Origin of the sequence: Campylobacter showae (assembly GCF_900573985.1) — a bacterium.
In the GTDB taxonomy this organism is placed as follows: Bacteria; Campylobacterota; Campylobacteria; order Campylobacterales; family Campylobacteraceae; genus Campylobacter_A; species Campylobacter_A showae_E.
Genome location: NZ_UWOK01000001.1, coordinates 966,666 through 981,702, shown reverse-complemented (window position 1 = coordinate 981,702; position 15,037 = coordinate 966,666). Strand labels below are relative to the sequence as shown.

The 15,037-nt window shown below is 39.4% G+C and carries 18 protein-coding genes; 4 read left to right on the top strand and 14 right to left on the bottom strand.

From position 1 onward, the window contains the following. Nucleotides 1–283 precede the first annotated feature (283 nt). From EE116_RS04935 to EE116_RS04895, 8 genes are all read right to left on the bottom strand, one after another. Entirely contained in the window at nt 284–796 is a 513-nt protein-coding gene (locus EE116_RS04935) for a hypothetical protein (RefSeq protein ID WP_122873478.1), read from the bottom strand. Nucleotides 797–915: 119 nt separating this feature from the next. Continuing rightward, nucleotides 916–1,989 (bottom strand): ABC transporter substrate-binding protein, encoded by a 1,074-nt coding sequence (locus tag EE116_RS04930; protein ID WP_122873477.1) that lies wholly within the window; start codon nt 1,987–1,989, stop codon nt 916–918. Between the two features lie 17 nt (nt 1,990–2,006). Continuing rightward, a complete protein-coding gene (locus EE116_RS04925; RefSeq protein WP_009649659.1) occupies nt 2,007–2,954 on the bottom strand; it encodes an aldo/keto reductase in 948 nt (315 codons plus the stop codon). 23 nt (nt 2,955–2,977) lie between these two features. Beyond that, nucleotides 2,978–3,763 (bottom strand): ABC transporter ATP-binding protein, encoded by a 786-nt coding sequence (locus EE116_RS04920; RefSeq protein WP_009649680.1) that lies wholly within the window; start codon nt 3,761–3,763, stop codon nt 2,978–2,980. Beyond that, on the bottom strand, nt 3,760–4,782 hold the full coding sequence (locus EE116_RS04915; protein ID WP_009649720.1) for a FecCD family ABC transporter permease: 1,023 nt from the start codon (nt 4,780–4,782) through the stop codon (nt 3,760–3,762). The genes EE116_RS04920 and EE116_RS04915 overlap by 4 nt, the downstream gene beginning before the upstream one ends. Before the next feature lie 41 nt (nt 4,783–4,823). Continuing rightward, nucleotides 4,824–5,126, bottom strand: a complete 303-nt coding sequence (locus tag EE116_RS04910; protein WP_122873476.1) for a hypothetical protein — start codon at nt 5,124–5,126, stop codon at nt 4,824–4,826. A gap of 97 nt (nt 5,127–5,223) precedes the next feature. Next, on the bottom strand, nt 5,224–6,123 hold the full coding sequence (gene ttdA, locus EE116_RS04900; protein WP_122873475.1) for a L(+)-tartrate dehydratase subunit alpha: 900 nt from the start codon (nt 6,121–6,123) through the stop codon (nt 5,224–5,226). Further along, nucleotides 6,116–6,556, bottom strand: coding sequence for a ribosomal maturation YjgA family protein (locus EE116_RS04895; protein WP_241091637.1), 441 nt, complete (start codon nt 6,554–6,556; stop codon nt 6,116–6,118). Before EE116_RS04895 ends, ttdA begins: the two co-directional genes overlap by 8 nt. A gap of 243 nt (nt 6,557–6,799) precedes the next feature. Here EE116_RS04895 and EE116_RS04890 point away from each other — a divergent pair, with 243 nt between their 5' ends. From EE116_RS04890 to EE116_RS04875, 4 genes are read left to right on the top strand one after another with little or no spacing between them, the layout of a single operon-like run. Then, nucleotides 6,800–7,858, top strand: coding sequence for a GNAT family N-acetyltransferase (locus EE116_RS04890; RefSeq protein WP_122863437.1), 1,059 nt, complete (start codon nt 6,800–6,802; stop codon nt 7,856–7,858). Continuing rightward, nucleotides 7,836–8,204 (top strand): ASCH domain-containing protein, encoded by a 369-nt coding sequence (locus tag EE116_RS04885; RefSeq protein WP_103580452.1) that lies wholly within the window; start codon nt 7,836–7,838, stop codon nt 8,202–8,204. The genes EE116_RS04890 and EE116_RS04885 overlap by 23 nt, the downstream gene beginning before the upstream one ends. 10 nt (nt 8,205–8,214) lie before the next feature. Next, nucleotides 8,215–9,129: a hypothetical protein gene (locus tag EE116_RS04880; RefSeq protein ID WP_232037819.1), complete on the top strand. Its 915-nt coding sequence runs from the start codon at nt 8,215–8,217 to the stop codon at nt 9,127–9,129. Beyond that, on the top strand, nt 9,116–9,589 hold the full coding sequence (locus EE116_RS04875; RefSeq protein WP_122863436.1) for a GNAT family N-acetyltransferase: 474 nt from the start codon (nt 9,116–9,118) through the stop codon (nt 9,587–9,589). Before EE116_RS04880 ends, EE116_RS04875 begins: the two co-directional genes overlap by 14 nt. Nucleotides 9,590–9,591: 2 nt before the next feature. On the opposite strand, the gene EE116_RS04870 is transcribed toward EE116_RS04875, so the two are convergent. From EE116_RS04870 to EE116_RS04845, 6 genes are all read right to left on the bottom strand, one after another. After that, nucleotides 9,592–9,906 (bottom strand): hypothetical protein, encoded by a 315-nt coding sequence (locus EE116_RS04870; RefSeq protein ID WP_122863435.1) that lies wholly within the window; start codon nt 9,904–9,906, stop codon nt 9,592–9,594. Between the two features lie 96 nt (nt 9,907–10,002). Then, nucleotides 10,003–10,749 (bottom strand): nickel pincer cofactor biosynthesis protein LarB, encoded by a 747-nt coding sequence (larB, locus tag EE116_RS04865; RefSeq protein WP_122873474.1) that lies wholly within the window; start codon nt 10,747–10,749, stop codon nt 10,003–10,005. Beyond that, nucleotides 10,736–11,515 carry an ATP-dependent sacrificial sulfur transferase LarE gene (gene larE, locus EE116_RS04860; protein WP_122873473.1) on the bottom strand — a complete coding sequence of 260 codons (780 nt, stop codon included), beginning with the start codon at nt 11,513–11,515 and terminating at the stop codon, nt 10,736–10,738. The genes larB and larE overlap by 14 nt, the downstream gene beginning before the upstream one ends. After that, entirely contained in the window at nt 11,487–12,905 is a 1,419-nt protein-coding gene (gene larC, locus EE116_RS04855; RefSeq protein ID WP_122873472.1) for a nickel pincer cofactor biosynthesis protein LarC, read from the bottom strand. The genes larE and larC overlap by 29 nt, the downstream gene beginning before the upstream one ends. Before the next feature lie 2 nt (nt 12,906–12,907). Then, nucleotides 12,908–14,158, bottom strand: coding sequence for a lactate racemase domain-containing protein (locus EE116_RS04850; protein ID WP_122873471.1), 1,251 nt, complete (start codon nt 14,156–14,158; stop codon nt 12,908–12,910). A gap of 156 nt (nt 14,159–14,314) precedes the next feature. Beyond that, entirely contained in the window at nt 14,315–15,034 is a 720-nt protein-coding gene (locus EE116_RS04845) for a DUF1722 domain-containing protein (protein WP_083827858.1), read from the bottom strand. Nucleotides 15,035–15,037 lie beyond the last annotated feature (3 nt).

Here is a 15,037-nt window from a genome sequence, read left to right as displayed (position 1 = left end):
GAACCAGCTTGCATATATATTCTATATATGGTATTTGCTATCAAAAAGCCATCTTGTATTTCATCTGGGCGAGGATACTTTTTGTCTAACAAGTCAGACAAAAGACCTCGTTAAGGATTATCCCTAAAACCCCATATTTATTATACAGCCTAAAAAATTACTGTATTTTTTCCATAAGAACCAAACACTAATAACTCAAACGCATCTTTATTTTCAAAAAAATACCCTCCTTGCTGGTTTGTCCAGTAAAGAGGGCACATATCAAAACCCTTCTCTTTTTCTTTTATAGAACTTTTGCGTTATATACTTCTTCGGGCTTAGCGGCCAATAGTCTTGCTGCCATATCTTTTTTCATCTGAATCAAAGTAGTCTCTTCTTCTTCACTTCTATCTTCTTTTCTTGATAATTCAATAAATTCTTTTAGTACAAAACCTGGCTTTATGGTTATAACGACTGTTTTATCTCTATACTTGAATTTAAAATAATATCTTCCATGGGGACTTTCTAAGACTTCTTCAGCTTCTTTTAAATTAATATCAACGGAAATTCTACCACCTGTTACGCATCTTGTTACCATTTCAAAAGCATCTAGCCCTCCCGGTCCCGGAAATGCTGTAATAAGATATATCTCTCTTCTTTCTAATAATTTCCCATCATCTAAAAGTGGAAAGGCTCTACTCATGACTTGAAATGCATGAGCTACTCCCCCGGGATAATCTACACCATGATAGTTTAGTAAATCATCAAAGCTATATTCTAATTCATGTCCTTTTTCTAATACTTTTATTTTATCCATGTTTCTTCCTTTCTTGTTAAAACTACTTCCTCAATATTGTAGCAACTTCATCATCTGATAATTTGTAATCATATTTCTAATACTTTTATTTATCCATGTTTCTTCCTTTCTTGTTAAAACTACTTCCTCAATATTGTAGCAACTTCATCATCTGATAATTTGTAATCATATACATATTCAAAGAAATTCTTTAACTCTACTTCCATGTCCATATCTGAAAACAATTTTGGATACTGTATTTTTGCAGCCCATTTAACTGTAAGCGGAGTTTCAACCCCAGGAGGATCCCACCTATAAACACCTATAGGAATTTTGTATACTTGTTTGTTAGCTACAGCTTTAATTGTTGACCAGTCTCTACCTTCCTGCTTATTTTCAATAAAGTCTTCCGGCATTAAGTCTGAATGATTTCCTAAATAAATGATATCAGGGTTCCATACAATCATCTGCTCCATGTCCACTTCAGCCAATTTACCCTTAAGCTCGTGGGCCGGATTATAGGCTCCACTTGGTTTCATCCAATGGTCGTATGTTTTTACAGCTATTTTCATGTCACTATAAAACTCTATAACTTTTGGTTTATCTTCATCTTTTATTTCAGCTAACTTTAATGTTACTTCATTAATTCCTTTGTCCATATATTCAACTAATAAGTCGCCACGTTCTTTCTTTTGAAGTACTTCAGATATCATTTTTATATTTTCTTTTATACTGTCAAATTCTGCCCTCTTTAAAGCTACTACCTTAAGTCCTGCAGCTTCCATTTTTTCAATTTCTTTCTCAATATTCGAATAAATAAACACTACATCCGGTTTTAGCTTCAATAACTCTTCCACGTTAACAACTGAGTCTTTTGAACACCATTTAGTATTCGCATTAGCTAGTTGTGGATACATGTTTTTTAAAACACTTTCTTCAAAAGCTTTAATAGAAGATGGGTTGCATCCTACAATTTTATCTGTCTTTCCATCAATTGCATATATTATAGACGGAAGAGGCTTGTCCACCGTTGCAATTCTTTCCGGTGTTTTTTCAAATTTAATCGTTTTTCCTCTAACATCAGTAACCGAGTATTCGCTTTCTTTTACCTCTTTAACTTCTTGCACTTGACTAGCTTCTTTTTCGCTGCCGCCACAAGCATTTAAAATTAATGCTAGTACTAAAAATAATAATAAACTAATCCTTCTTTTCATTTTTCCTCCTTTGAAAATTATACACTTAGTGGATAAACTCCAAACAAATCTGCAACTTCTTCTCTTAATATATGAGGTCTTTGTCTAAGAGCTTTGCCAACTTCTATCTTTCTTTCTAAATCAACTTGATTAATTCTTTCTTTTAATTTTCCTTCTTGTTCACTCCTTTCTTTAGCAGAGTAAGGTTCTTGATATAGGGTTTTAATAGCTTCATTAATTTCATCTTTTGAATTAAAGGTTCCCAGTACAGAATCTATAAAAGGAAAGGACAGAATATATGCATATGCCGCTTGAACCAAAGTTTGGTCTTCTTTTATACGAATAGCGTTAAATATATCTTCATAAAGCAACAAGTCTCCTGTTGCCAGCGGATTCATAGCTATTGTCCCTATATCTTTTTCATGAGTCTTCATTATTCCTTTTAATCTGTATTTGGAATTAATTATATTAAAGCCCTGTAAACTATAATCAAATTTATACTCCCCAATCATCTCAATTAGTTCTTTATTTTGTAAGTGTGAAGAAAAAGTAATATGCTTAATAAGTCCTTCTTCTCTTGCTTTTTCCATCTCTCTTATAGCTCCATAGTTTTTAGCTCCTCTCCATTCTTCAAAAGATTTTACACCCCAAAGACAAGTAAAGGAGTCAATACAACTTATTCCTAAATTCTTCAAAGAATTTTCAAGATTTTTTCGAAATGTTTTAGAATCTCCGGCATGTGTCTTTGACATAATATAAAATGGTTTTTTATGCTTCTTCATTTCTTTTATGGCTGTACCTAATATAAGTTCTGAACAATTGTTTCCATAAGTATCGCCGGTTTCAAAGAAATTTATTCCTTGTTTATATGCATAGAAGAAATTTTCTGCATGTTTATCTATATCTTGGGGATTCTTTAAGTGATGACTTCCCATAGATATTCTTGAAATTTGTATGCCTGTAGATCCTAATTTTCTATATTCCATTCATTAACCTCCTTCTAACAGTTCTATATGGTTTTATAAGGTGCAACTGTTTTGTATTCAACTTCTTCTGCTTGAAAAACTAAAATTTTAGCTTTGATCTGAAAATACTTTTGTAAGTTATCTTCAGTAATGGCTTTCGAACTTTCATCAAAGGTTGTTTTGTAGTCACTACCGATAAACAAAGTTTTGTCAGATATCTGCAATGCATGACTAGGAAAATGAGTGTTTATTATGCAAGCAGATTTTTTATTTACATTTATATGTTTAATTGCCTCTATGATTCTAATTTGATTCTTCATATCCAGGTTTGACTCCGGTTCATCTAAAATAAGAAGTTTTGGATTAGAAACAAGAGCTCTCGCAATCATAACCATTTGAAGCTCTCCTCCGGATAGCTCATCACAGTATCTATTTGATAGCTTTTCAACTCCTAATTCTTTTAAAGTTTCATAAGCTTTATCATAATCTTCCTTCGTAGGGATATGGAAAAAACTGTTTTCCTTGTCTAAACCCATCACAACCATTTCTAAAACCCCATAACTAAACACACTTTTCTTAACTTGAGGAACATAACTTAAGTTTTCCCATAATTCTTTTTCTGCATATTCATTTATATCTTTGCCGAACAATAAGGCTTTTCCCGTGTCCCATTTTAAAAACCCCATAAGACACCTTAAGAAAGTAGTTTTACCCACCCCATTGGGTCCAAGAATGGACATTATTTCTTCTTCTTTTAAATCAAATGAAATATCTTTTAAAATTTTTCTCTTGCCATATGAAAAAGTACCTTTTTTAACTTGGAGTATCATCTTCTTTCTCCCAAATTTTTTCTAAGTATAGTTATGAATAATGGCGCACCTATAAATGCTGTTAATATTGAAATGGGAATTTCATTGCTTGTAGCTGCTCTTGCAAGGGTATCTATCAGTAATAAATAAATTGCTCCCATAACACAACAAGTTGGAATAAGGTACCTATTATCATTTCCGATAACCATTCTGGCCAAATGGGGAATTATTAAACCTATCCATCCTATAATTCCACATACAGAAACTGTAGTTGCAGTTATCAATGTTGAGAGTAAAATAACCACAATACGTAATTTTTTTACATTAATTCCTAAAGACCTAGCCTCATCAGAATCTAGAGATAAAAGATTCAATTTCCACCTTAATAGAAAGAAGCCGAAAATACAAGGTATTATTATTATTGAACAAATAACAAGGTCTCTATAGGATACACTTGCTAAACTTCCCAGCAACCACATAGTGATAGTTGGAAGCTTATCTTCCGGATCTGCTATATATTTAATAAATGATATTGAAGCATCAAATAGTGACTTTACAATTACTCCGGATAAAACTAACACATACAAATCTGTTCGTTTTTTTACTCTGGATAGGTTTAAAACTATATAAACTGCTAAAAGCCCCAGAAGCAAAGAAACTTGCTGAGTCACTATCATGTCTAGGGATAATAATATAGATAAAGCCGCCCCAAAACCTGCTCCTGAAGACACCCCTAGTAAGTCCGGGCTAACTAAAGGGTTTGAAAAAACAGTTTGATATGCTGCTCCTGCCAGTGATAGCCCTGCACCTACTAAAACTGCCATAAGTATTCTAGGTAGTCTTATGTCAATTACTACACTAGTTTCATGTACGCCTAAGCCGCTAACATCTCCGGTTATTGTTTTGTATATAATCATAAATGCTTCATAGGGGCTAACCGGATATCTTCCTAAACAAATAAAAGTTAGTATTAAAAGCAATAGCAATACAGAGAGAACCAATATGCATAATTTTTTATTCTTAAAGAAACCTTTCCCCATTTATCCACCCTTTCTAATTATTAGTTATATTATAGCACTTGCTATATTTGAAAGTCAAGATATTGATACGAATATTCATCTTTAAAATGGTCATCATCATACTCTTCATATACATAATCATAATTTAACCTAAAATGCACATTACCAATGTACGCATCTACCATTGTTGTGTTAGCAGTCGGTTTTTTAGTGTAGGCTTCTATGGTCAGGCTTGCTGGCATAAAAGAGTTTTGGTAGTTAAATTCACTCCTAGCAATAACACATTTTTCATTTAGGTATGAATTGCAAAATTCTAAAAACTTAGCTCCTAATTCATCTGCTAGCTCTCTTTGTGTGCTAGCCAAATCTACAAACTGATGTGCCCCGTGAGGTAGATCACGTCGCCGGTCTTGATATCCGCTAGATCCTCGGGCGCGATCGGCGTGGTTAAAATTTTCTTACTCATAGCGCGAACTCCTTGTGCGATTTTACGTCAAAATTTAGCCCCGCGTCCCAGACAATGTGGCCTTTGCGGTGCGACCAGCAGCCCACGTTTACGGCGACGGCGATGACGCTAGGATGGCGAGCGCAGTTTTCGATATGCACGCCCATCACGGAGCTTGCGCCGCTCATGCCTTGCGGGCCCAGGCCGATTTTATTTATGCCCTCTTCGAGCAGCTTTTCGGTTAGCGCGGCGCGGTCGTTTGGATTGCGCGAGCCAAGAGGCCTCATCAGCGCTTTTTTAGATAGCAAGGATGCCACGTCGATCGAGGTGCCCACGCCTACGCCCACTAGCAGCGGCGGACAGGCGTTTATGCCATAGCTGGTCATGATGTCCATGACGAATTTTACGACCCCCTCGTAGCCCATGCCTGGCATCAGCACGGTCGCCTTGCCGGGCAGACTACAGCCGCCGCCCGCCATATAGGTGTGTATCTCGCACTCGCTGCTTTGCGGCACGATCTCCCAAAATACGCTCGGCGTGCCCTTGCCGACGTTTTTGCCGGTGTTGTACTCGTCAAAGGTCTCGACGCTGTTGTGGCGCAGCGGAGCCTCGCGCGTCGCTCGCAGTACGGCTTCGCGCAGCAGCTCCTCAAGCTCGCCGATGAGCGGGAAGTTCGCTCCGCAGCGCACGAAAAACTGGATCACGCCCGTATCCTGACAGGACGGACGGTCTAGCTGCTTAGCTAGGCGCTGGTTTTCAAACATCGTTTTGTAGATCTCCTTCGCTAGCGGCTGCGTCTCGCGTTCGCTAAGCTCCAGCAGCTTCGCCGTCACGTCGTCAGGCAACACCTTGCCCGTATAGCCGACGAATTTCGCCATGACCTCGGTCATCTTTTGCACGGCTTTTTGTTTATCCATTGCTTCTCCTTTGCTTGTTTTTACTTTCAAATTTTTCATAAGCGCCCGCTAGGACGCAGCCAACCGCGTAGCAGAGCAGATCGGCGAAATCAAACGTCCCGCCGATCATTACTTTTAAAATTTTATTTTCTATACCTAAAATTTGCACTGCGCCAAAATACTGCGCTATCTCCAAAGCCGCGGCAAACGCGAAAATTTTAAACGGTAAATTTGAAGGCGGCGCGCTAAATGCAGCTCGAGCCAAAGCGTAAAGCAAGATAACCGCCAAAACGTCGCCCGCATAGTGGCGCACGAAACCGCCCTTTACGCAGATCGCTATGTAAATTTCAGCCGCTAAAATCAGGACTGTCATGACCAAAAACGCTAGCCTCGTTCGCACGCTTTGCCTTTTTACTAGAGCTTCCTTTTGTAAGCTTAAATTTATCTCTTGCAACGCTTTCCTTTTAAATTTAGCCTTCAAATTTAGCTGTAAAAACCACGTTTCAAATCAAAGTGGGCTAAAACATCACATTTTTCACTTTGATTTGAAACGTAAATTTTTTTAATCTTTTTATTATCGTTTTAAATTCAAAAAATACCTTTAAAGATCCTTGCCGATATTGCGACGATGGCTTTAAAAGAATAAAATTAGATAATCTTTGATACAATTGCTTGGAAAATTTCAAGAGGTGTTAAAATGTCAAATATCCAAGAGAAATATATACGTGAAATTAACACATCTGATTCCTTTTTCGACTCTTTAAGGCAAGACTATAAAGGTTTTGATACATGGATAGCGAAAAAAGCGGACGCTGGCGAAAAAGCATATATACTCTTTGATGATACCAAGATAGTGGCTTTTTTGTATCTAAAAATAGAAAGCCCAATAGATAATACGGATATAAGTCCGGCACTTGACACAAATGTGACATGGCTAAAGATAGGAACTCTTAAAATAGATGCGCATGGGACAAAGCTTGGAGAGCGTATTATAAAGAAGATTTTTGATTTTGCCGTAGCAAACAATATTTATAATATCTATGTAACGTCTTTTGAAAAACAAGCACCTTTAATAAAATTATTAAAAAGATATGGGTTTGTCCAGCACGGCAAAAAAATCAATGAGCTAGTATTAATAAAAAATATACCGACTCAAGTGCAGGCACTAAAAAATGATATACTGCTGGACTATCCGGCTATTAATGCGACAAGCGACAAATATCTTTTAAGTATATACCCAAAATATCATACTGGTATGTTCTCGGACTCTATGCTAAACACAGAAAGCTATGACATACTAAAAGACATGTCTGAATCAAATAGTATTCATAAGGTGTATATAACGGAAATGAAAGGTGTCGAGCAACTCAAGAGAGGCGACTGCTTGCTCATTTATAGAACAAAAGATAAAAATGCCCAAAGCGCGAACTACTCATCCGTCGTAACCTCCTTGTGTGTTGTAGAAGAATATAAAGATTTATCCAGTTTTAGTGACTTGTATGATTTCATCAAGTACTGCAAGCCTCATAATATATTTACTGATGATGAATTAGAGAATATATTTATCAAAAAAAGTTACACAAAAATAATAAAAATGGCATACAATATATCATTTAAAAGACGTGTTATTTTAAAGAAGATTAGAGAAATTATAGGTTACGAAGAAGCCTACTGGGGTTTTGTGAAGCTTACAGATGAGGCTTTTTTTGCAATTTTAAAAGAAGGTTTAGTAAATGACAGCATTATTATCCATTAAGCCGGAATTCGCTGAGGCTATTTTTGATGGTACGAAAAAATTTGAGTTTAGAAAGGTAAAATTTAAAAAAAACGTTAATAAGATTAAAGTATATGCCACAAAGCCAGTTGGAAAAATTATAGGAGAATTTATAGTTGATAATATTTTGGAGGCAAGCCCAGAAGAGCTATGGGATAAAACGAGTATGGACGCTGGCATAGATAAAGAAAGATATCTAAAATACTTTAATGGCAAGAGTACCGGTTTTGCCATTAAGATTAAATCCGCAAATAAATATAAAGAGGCAATTTGTCCTTATTTGCAATACCCAAATTTTGTGGCACCACAATCGTTTATGTATATTTAGGAATGTAAAGATGAAAATAAACCCATATTGCACACAAGCTATATTTATAAATTTAGATTCAGATATCGCCGATAAAATAGAAGCAGTACTACATTTAAATATATTTTTGCCAAACGATAGAGAGTATTCGTATATAGAAATAGGTATATTGATTTCTAGAAAAGAGTATAATAATCTTGATAGAAATTTTAATATAGAGATCATGTTTCCATTTGACATACTTAAGGATGAATTTATAGACATAAAAGATAAGCTTCGTGATGGTAAGACATTAAATATGATTTTTAACGAAGAGACTCATTTGGATAAAAATAAATTAAATTTTAGACTAAGAGAATATAAGCTTGGAGATATAAAACTTTGTAAGACCACTATAAATAGCGATTCTAGTATAACAATGAGTGTAGAAGAAAAACAGAAAAACAGCTATTTTAGATTTAGGATTAAGAATATTAGAGATAAGATAACAGATACTGTTCTTTCAGATACAAAAGTCAATCCGTTTATAAAAATGATAAAAACAATTGGAATTTCAATAAATTTAGATAGGCAATTTACTAAACAATCAGACAAAAGGATAAAATTTAAAGAAATTAATACTTTCGTTATACTTGACTCTACAACTGAATTGATTGAAAAAAGCAGACCTATAAAAAGCTTTAGGGTTTTAGAAGATAATCTATGGAATCAATATATAGGAAGTGATGCAAATCAAAAAATGACGGTCTATCAATTTAAAGATAAAATATTAGGCGACGGTACGATAGACAATTATCAGCTTTTCTTAAAAAGCCTTCATCATAAAAGCTCAAAATTCGAAAAATATAAATTCTTATCATTCGTAATATTTGTGGCCATAATATCTAATGCTATTTACAATGCTATTTGCTGCTTATTAAAACGGTTTTTTAATGTTACCTTTTGACAATACAATCGACCTAACACTGCATCATACCCAGCTGATAAAGGCAGAGATACAGAATAAATATACATTATATAACTATATCAAAGATGCAAAAAAATACTATCCAAGTTTTGATATTTGGTATTTTACAAATGTACTGCCGTCATTAAAAGACGGGACAAAAAAAATTATAACTTCCTGTGATGATAATAATCTCAGGGGTCTTGCTATACTAAAATATAACGAAAAAAAATTATGCCACTTATCTGTTATGCCCCCTTATAAAAATAAAGGCTACGGCATAAAACTTTTTAAGCAAAGCTTTATAGAATTAGAAACAGAAAAGCCTTTCCTGACAGTGTCCGAAGAAAAATTAATAGAATTTAAAAAAGTATTTGATTACTTTGAATTTGAACTTACAGACATTATAGATGGGTATTACCGAAAAGGCAAAAAAGAGTATTTTTATAATCAAATATAATCCTACCCCTCAAACTCCAGATAAATCATATAGCTTATAGTGTTTAGATTGTGCGATACGCTTTTAATACTAAATTTTACATTTTCAAGTCTGGTTACGCCGGTTATTTTTAGTTTTATGCCGGCCCTTAGTTCTCTACCAGTGGCGGTAAGCGAGCCGTTTATTCCGCCGCGTCGTAGTTCGTTTAGCTTGGCTTCGCCCTTTTTAAAGGCTTCATTGTCTGATTTTGGCTCGGGGATATTTAGCTTATAGGTTTGCTCTCCGCCGCCGATCTTAGCTTGTTTATCTTTACCGTCTTTACTATCGTGCCACTGCACTATTACGGCTTGGTAGCTGTTGCGGTTTGCTTCTGTGATCGATAGGCTCTCGCACTCAAATTTATTCCGTTTATTTGTCTGAGTGCGGGCGTAATTTTACAAATGATTTATCAGACTTGCATTATACGCAGCGCCAAAGCCGTTATCGATATTTACGACGCTAACGCCGTTTGCGCAGCTGTTTAGCATCGCTAGTAGCGCCGCTAGCCCGCCGAAACTCGCGCCGTATCCCACGCTGGTGGGCACCGCGATCACCGGCACGCTCACGAGGCCTGCTAGCACGCTAGCTAGCGCACCCTCCATGCCGGCGACCGCGATCACGACCTTTGCGCCGCGTATCTGCTCTAAATTTGCGATCAGCCTGTGCAGCCCCGCCACGCCCGCGTCGCTAAATTTGCGCGCGTCGTTGCCTAGAAATCTCGCCGTCTCGTACGCCTCCTCCACTACCGCGCCGTCGGCGGTGCCTGCGGAGACTATCGCGATGTAGCTTTGCGTGAGCGCGGGCTTGCTAAATTTGACGCTGATGATGCGGCCGCGAGCGTTAAACTCCGCCTGCGGCAAGATTTCGCGCACCCGCTCAAAAACCCGCTCGTTCGTGCGCGTGATTAGGATATTTTGCTCTCTCGCGCCGATCGCTTCTGCGATGCGTAAAATTTCATCATCCGTTTTGCCCTCGCCGTAGATCACCTCGCCCGCGCCGTTTCGCAGGGCGCGCTGAGTGTCGATTTTGGCGCAGCCCACGTCGCTAAAAGGAAAATCCCGTAAAAACTCTATCGCTTCGCGTTCGCTTTTTTCGCCCGATTTTACGGTACGGATGAAATTTAAAGCCTCATCTTTCGTCATTTAAAATCTCCCCGCGAAGCCCCTTTAAATCAAGCAAAATATCATACTCGCCAAGCGCGGCGATCTCGCGTACGACGGCGCTAAAATCTCCCGCGCAAAAGCGCCTAGTCTCGCTCGCACCCATTTGCAGCTTAAAGGCTTTGCCGTCAAATCGCGCGCGAATGTTTAAAAATCCGTGCGAGATTAGCAGATTTTCGGCTCGCTCCACGAGCGAAATTTCCTCCGCGGAAAACTCCCTATCGTGCGGTAAACGCGTCAGAAGGCACGCGTAGCTGGGCTTATCCGCGGTCGGCAGTCCAAGCTCGCGGCTAAGCTCTCTAATCTCTGATTTTTTGAGGCCTTTAAGCGGCGAAAGCACGCCAAGCTCGTCTTTTGCTTTAAGCCCCGGGCGGTATTCGCCAAGGTCGTCTAAGTTCGTACCGTCGGCGACGTTTGTAAAGCCTAGATGCTTTGCCAGCTCGATTAGCCGCGTAAAAACCGCCTTTTTACAGACGTAGCAGCGATCTTGCGGATTATTTTTTACCGCTTCGGGTGCTTCTAGCTCTAAAATTTCATGCCTGATGCCGTAAGTACGGGTAAATTCCATCGCCTCTTTTATCTCGCGCCCCGACATATAGGGCGATTTTAGCGTGATAGCTACCGCGCGCCGGCCTAGCGTATCGGCAGCAACGCGCAACAGTAGCGAGCTATCCACGCCGCCGCTAAACGCTACGGCTAAATTTTCCAGCTTTTTTATATCATTTTTTAGAATTTCTAGTTTCGTCATATTTTTTTAAAGTCTCGTTTCTAACCTCGCGGATCGTCGTTTGAAATCTCTGCGCGGCTTTTTTGCAGTCCTCGAATTCGGGCTTGATTTTTAAAATTTCGGGGTAATTTCGGGCTAAATTTTCGTCCGTTAAATTTTGTTCGGCGTTAAAACCGCAAACTCGGCCACGCGAAATTTTAAGCCTTATTTTGCCGTATTTAGTCTCTACCTCGCAAAACTCGTGCGCAAGCTCCGTTTTCCTCACGGCGCACTCTCTAACTCCGATCGCCGTCGTATGCGCGAAAATTAGCCCCTTTATCCGCGCGGCGTCCTGCTTGCGGCACAGCGCGTTTAGCTCAAAGCCCGCGCGCCCTTTTTTCATAAAAATAGACCTGCTAAATACGTCCAGCGCGCCGCTATCTCGCAAAATATCGCACGCAAAGGCAAAGCTCTCGGCGTCCATGTCGTCGATATTAGTGGAGATTAAAATCCGCTCGCAAAGCTCGCCGTAGCCGATCTGCACGCTCAAATTTGGCTCATCTCTCAAGCCTAAATCCTCGCTCGTTTCGCAAAGTATCACGCGAAGCGCGTTGGCAAAATCTGCGACGTCTTTATCGCCAGCGCCGTAGCCCGTGCTTAAAATTTTAAAATTTCGCGGCGACTCGCGGCGGTCTTGCTCCCTTAAATTTAGTGCGCAGGCCTTTAAAATCGCCGCTCCTGTGGGCGTAGTCATCTCGAAATTCGCTCGCCCTAGGCTTACTTGCGCGCCTTTTAAAATTTCGCAAACCGCAGGCGCCGGTACGGTCAGCCTGCCGTGAGCGCAGTGCGCAAAACCGCCGCCAAGCTCGATAGGCGAAGCAAAAATTTGCGGCGCACCCAAGGCCTCCAAGCAAATAGCCGCGCCCACTACGTCCGCGATGCTGTCCGCGGCGCCCACTTCGTGGAAATGTACTTGCTCTGCGCTGGTGCCGTGGATTTTGGCCTCGGCCTGCGCGATAACGCTAAAAATTTTGCTTGCCGTTTTTTTTACGAAAGCGCTTAGGCTAGAACCCTCGATAAGCTCTAAAATCTGCGTGAAATTTCGCGGACGCGGATGGTTTTGGGCGGGCTTATCCGCTCTAAATTCGGCGCCGTGAATTTTGCCGTTTAAATTTTGACGCGGGCTAAATTTAGCGCCTAAGAGGGCAAGCGGAATTTGGCTCAGATTTGCCGCGCAAACGACGTCTATTTTGGTTGCGGAGATACCGCATTTTAGCACTTTGCGCTTGCGTAGGTAAAATTCGCTAGCTAAATTTAGCTTAGCAAGCTGGGCGCAAAGATAGCTAAAATCCGCGCCCAGATCCACCAGAGCGGCCAAGTTCATATCGCCGCTGATACCGCAGCTCGCATCGTAATATAAAATTTTAGCCAAACTTACGCCTTAGGCACCGTCATCGAGCCAAACGGCAGGATGATGATTTTAGCGTCCGCGCCCTTTTGCGCGAGCGCGTCGTCCACGGCCTTTTGGATGTCGTGGTAGGGCTTTAGATGCACGGCGCGCATCTCATCGTCGCTTAGATCACTTACCGCCCAGGTCTGCGCCCAGAGCGAGATTTCGGCCATCTTAGCGGCCTTGTGATAGCCGAGCTTAAAGCCCGCGCTGATCTTTTCTAGCACCTTTTTTGGCGTGTCGGCGGAAGCCATCAGATCAAAAAACGGCTTTGGTCCGATACCGGTGCGGCACTTTGCGACCATTATCAAAATCCCGTCCTTAGCAAGCGCTAGCTTGCCGTTGTCTAGGGCTTTTTGCGCTTGATAGAGATCGACGTCCATCGGATAGGGCGCGACCGAGATCACTATATCGGCTTTGCGCGGGATATTTACGCAAAAGACCTCGTCTGCCTTTTTCACGCAGTCGTAAAAGCTATCGTTTAAGTGTCCGGCGCTTGCGTAATACACGCCGTGTTCGCTATCAAGCACCGTCTGGATCGAAAAAACGTCGATGTGCGTGAGCACCTTCATCGCGTCGATCATATCCTCGTGCACGGGGTTGCCCTCTAGGCGCAGAGCTTGCGCATCGGAGCTTAGTGCGAGCTTGTGATTTTGCGTGATGCTCTCGTACGACGCCGTGCCCGGCAAAAAGGCCTTTCTGCCGCCCGTGTAGCCCGCGAAATAGTGCGGCTCGACCGAGCCGATGACGATCACTTTTTTAGCTTCGGCTACTATTTTGTTTAGATACATCTGCGTGCCGTTTTTGCTCTCGCCTAAAAATACCATCTCGTCGTGCTTGGAGTCGTGATCGTGAACTTCGTTTTTGGCACTGATTTCAGCATAAATTTCTTTGCCGAAGATCATCTCGTACTCATCGAGCGTACCCTCTCTGTGGCAGCCGGTGGCGATGATGAAAATTTTATTTTTCTCGCGGATTTTTGGGTAAATTTGCTTTAAAACTTTTGCCGTCGGCGTAGGTCTCGTGCCGTCGTTTACGATGACGACGATCTTTTCGTCGCCCGCGATAAACTCATCGAAGCTTTTTTGATTTATCGGATTTGCCAGAGCCTTTGCGATGAGCGCCGTTTCGTCGAATTTAGCCACGGGGTTGGGGTTAAAAACTCCCAGTAAATTTTTTTCCGGAACGCTTAGGTCGATGATATCATCTTTGCCGTAGCGAATAGGAATTTGCACGTTTGCTCCTTAAGTATAATCATTAATTTTTTATCTTAGGATTATATATAAATTTTTCTTTTAAATGTATTTAAAAAGGGTATTCAATTTTTAAATTTATAGAGCGGATAAAATTTATTATGGTTCTTTGTCAATAGTGGGGGTGTAAAAACACCTCTATCTATTGCAAAGACGTAAATATATCAATTTTCTAAATCTTTCATAGTTTCTTAGTCCATAAGATACTCTTTTTATTACTTTTATTTTGTTGTTATTTCCTTCTACAAACCCATTGTTTATTTTATATTCTACTATATTTATTATCTCTTTTTTCCAACTTGTTATTGTATCTGCTAGTTTTATACTTTGCTTTATATTAAATACTCTCAATTTTTCAATTAATTGCTCTATTCTCCTTCTCATTGTCTTTACTGTCTTGCTCTCAAACATCTTGTAAAATTCTTTTATTATTCTATACATCTTTTTCAATGTCTTATCTACTTTTAATATCTCTTTTAATATTTCTTTTTGTCTTTGACTAAACTGACTTATTGGGCTTTTACTTAGTATTTTCCAATATTTTTTTAACTTCTTATACTTTTCATTGTCTTTGTTAAATAATTCTACTCTTAAATCTCTTAATGCCCATATCCCTTGTCTTATTACATGATATTTATCTGCTACTATTTGGGCCTGAACTATATTACTATTTATTACGCTTCTAAATGGCTTAAACATATCCATTACAACTACTTGTGGTTGTATTTCAAATTCGTTTATTATATTTTTTATTGTTTGTGAATGTCTATTTCTTAATATATCTACTAGTTTACGGTTTTTATCATACATCGCTAGCTGATATTTCTCTTTTTCTATATTTCCTTTAAATTCGTCTATATA

Bases quoted from the DNA above. Each gene is read 5' to 3' on its own strand.
- ttdA (WP_122873475.1), bottom strand. From the start codon at position 6,123: ATGGATAAACAAAAAGCCGTGCAAAAGATGACCGAGGTCATGGCGAAA.
- EE116_RS04930 (WP_122873477.1), bottom strand. From the start codon at position 1,989: ATGAAAAGAAGGATTAGTTTATTATTATTTTTAGTACTAGCATTAATT.
- EE116_RS04935 (WP_122873478.1), bottom strand. From the start codon at position 796: ATGGATAAAATAAAAGTATTAGAAAAAGGACATGAATTAGAATATAGC.
- EE116_RS04875 (WP_122863436.1), top strand. From the start codon at position 9,116: ATGTTACCTTTTGACAATACAATCGACCTAACACTGCATCATACCCAG.
- EE116_RS04915 (WP_009649720.1), bottom strand. From the start codon at position 4,782: ATGGGGAAAGGTTTCTTTAAGAATAAAAAATTATGCATATTGGTTCTC.
- larE (WP_122873473.1), bottom strand. From the start codon at position 11,515: ATGACGAAACTAGAAATTCTAAAAAATGATATAAAAAAGCTGGAAAAT.
- EE116_RS04885 (WP_103580452.1), top strand. From the start codon at position 7,836: ATGACAGCATTATTATCCATTAAGCCGGAATTCGCTGAGGCTATTTTT.
- EE116_RS04890 (WP_122863437.1), top strand. From the start codon at position 6,800: ATGTCAAATATCCAAGAGAAATATATACGTGAAATTAACACATCTGAT.
- larB (WP_122873474.1), bottom strand. From the start codon at position 10,749: ATGACGAAAGATGAGGCTTTAAATTTCATCCGTACCGTAAAATCGGGC.
- EE116_RS04880 (WP_232037819.1), top strand. From the start codon at position 8,215: ATGAAAATAAACCCATATTGCACACAAGCTATATTTATAAATTTAGAT.
- EE116_RS04920 (WP_009649680.1), bottom strand. From the start codon at position 3,763: ATGATACTCCAAGTTAAAAAAGGTACTTTTTCATATGGCAAGAGAAAA.
- EE116_RS04925 (WP_009649659.1), bottom strand. From the start codon at position 2,954: ATGGAATATAGAAAATTAGGATCTACAGGCATACAAATTTCAAGAATA.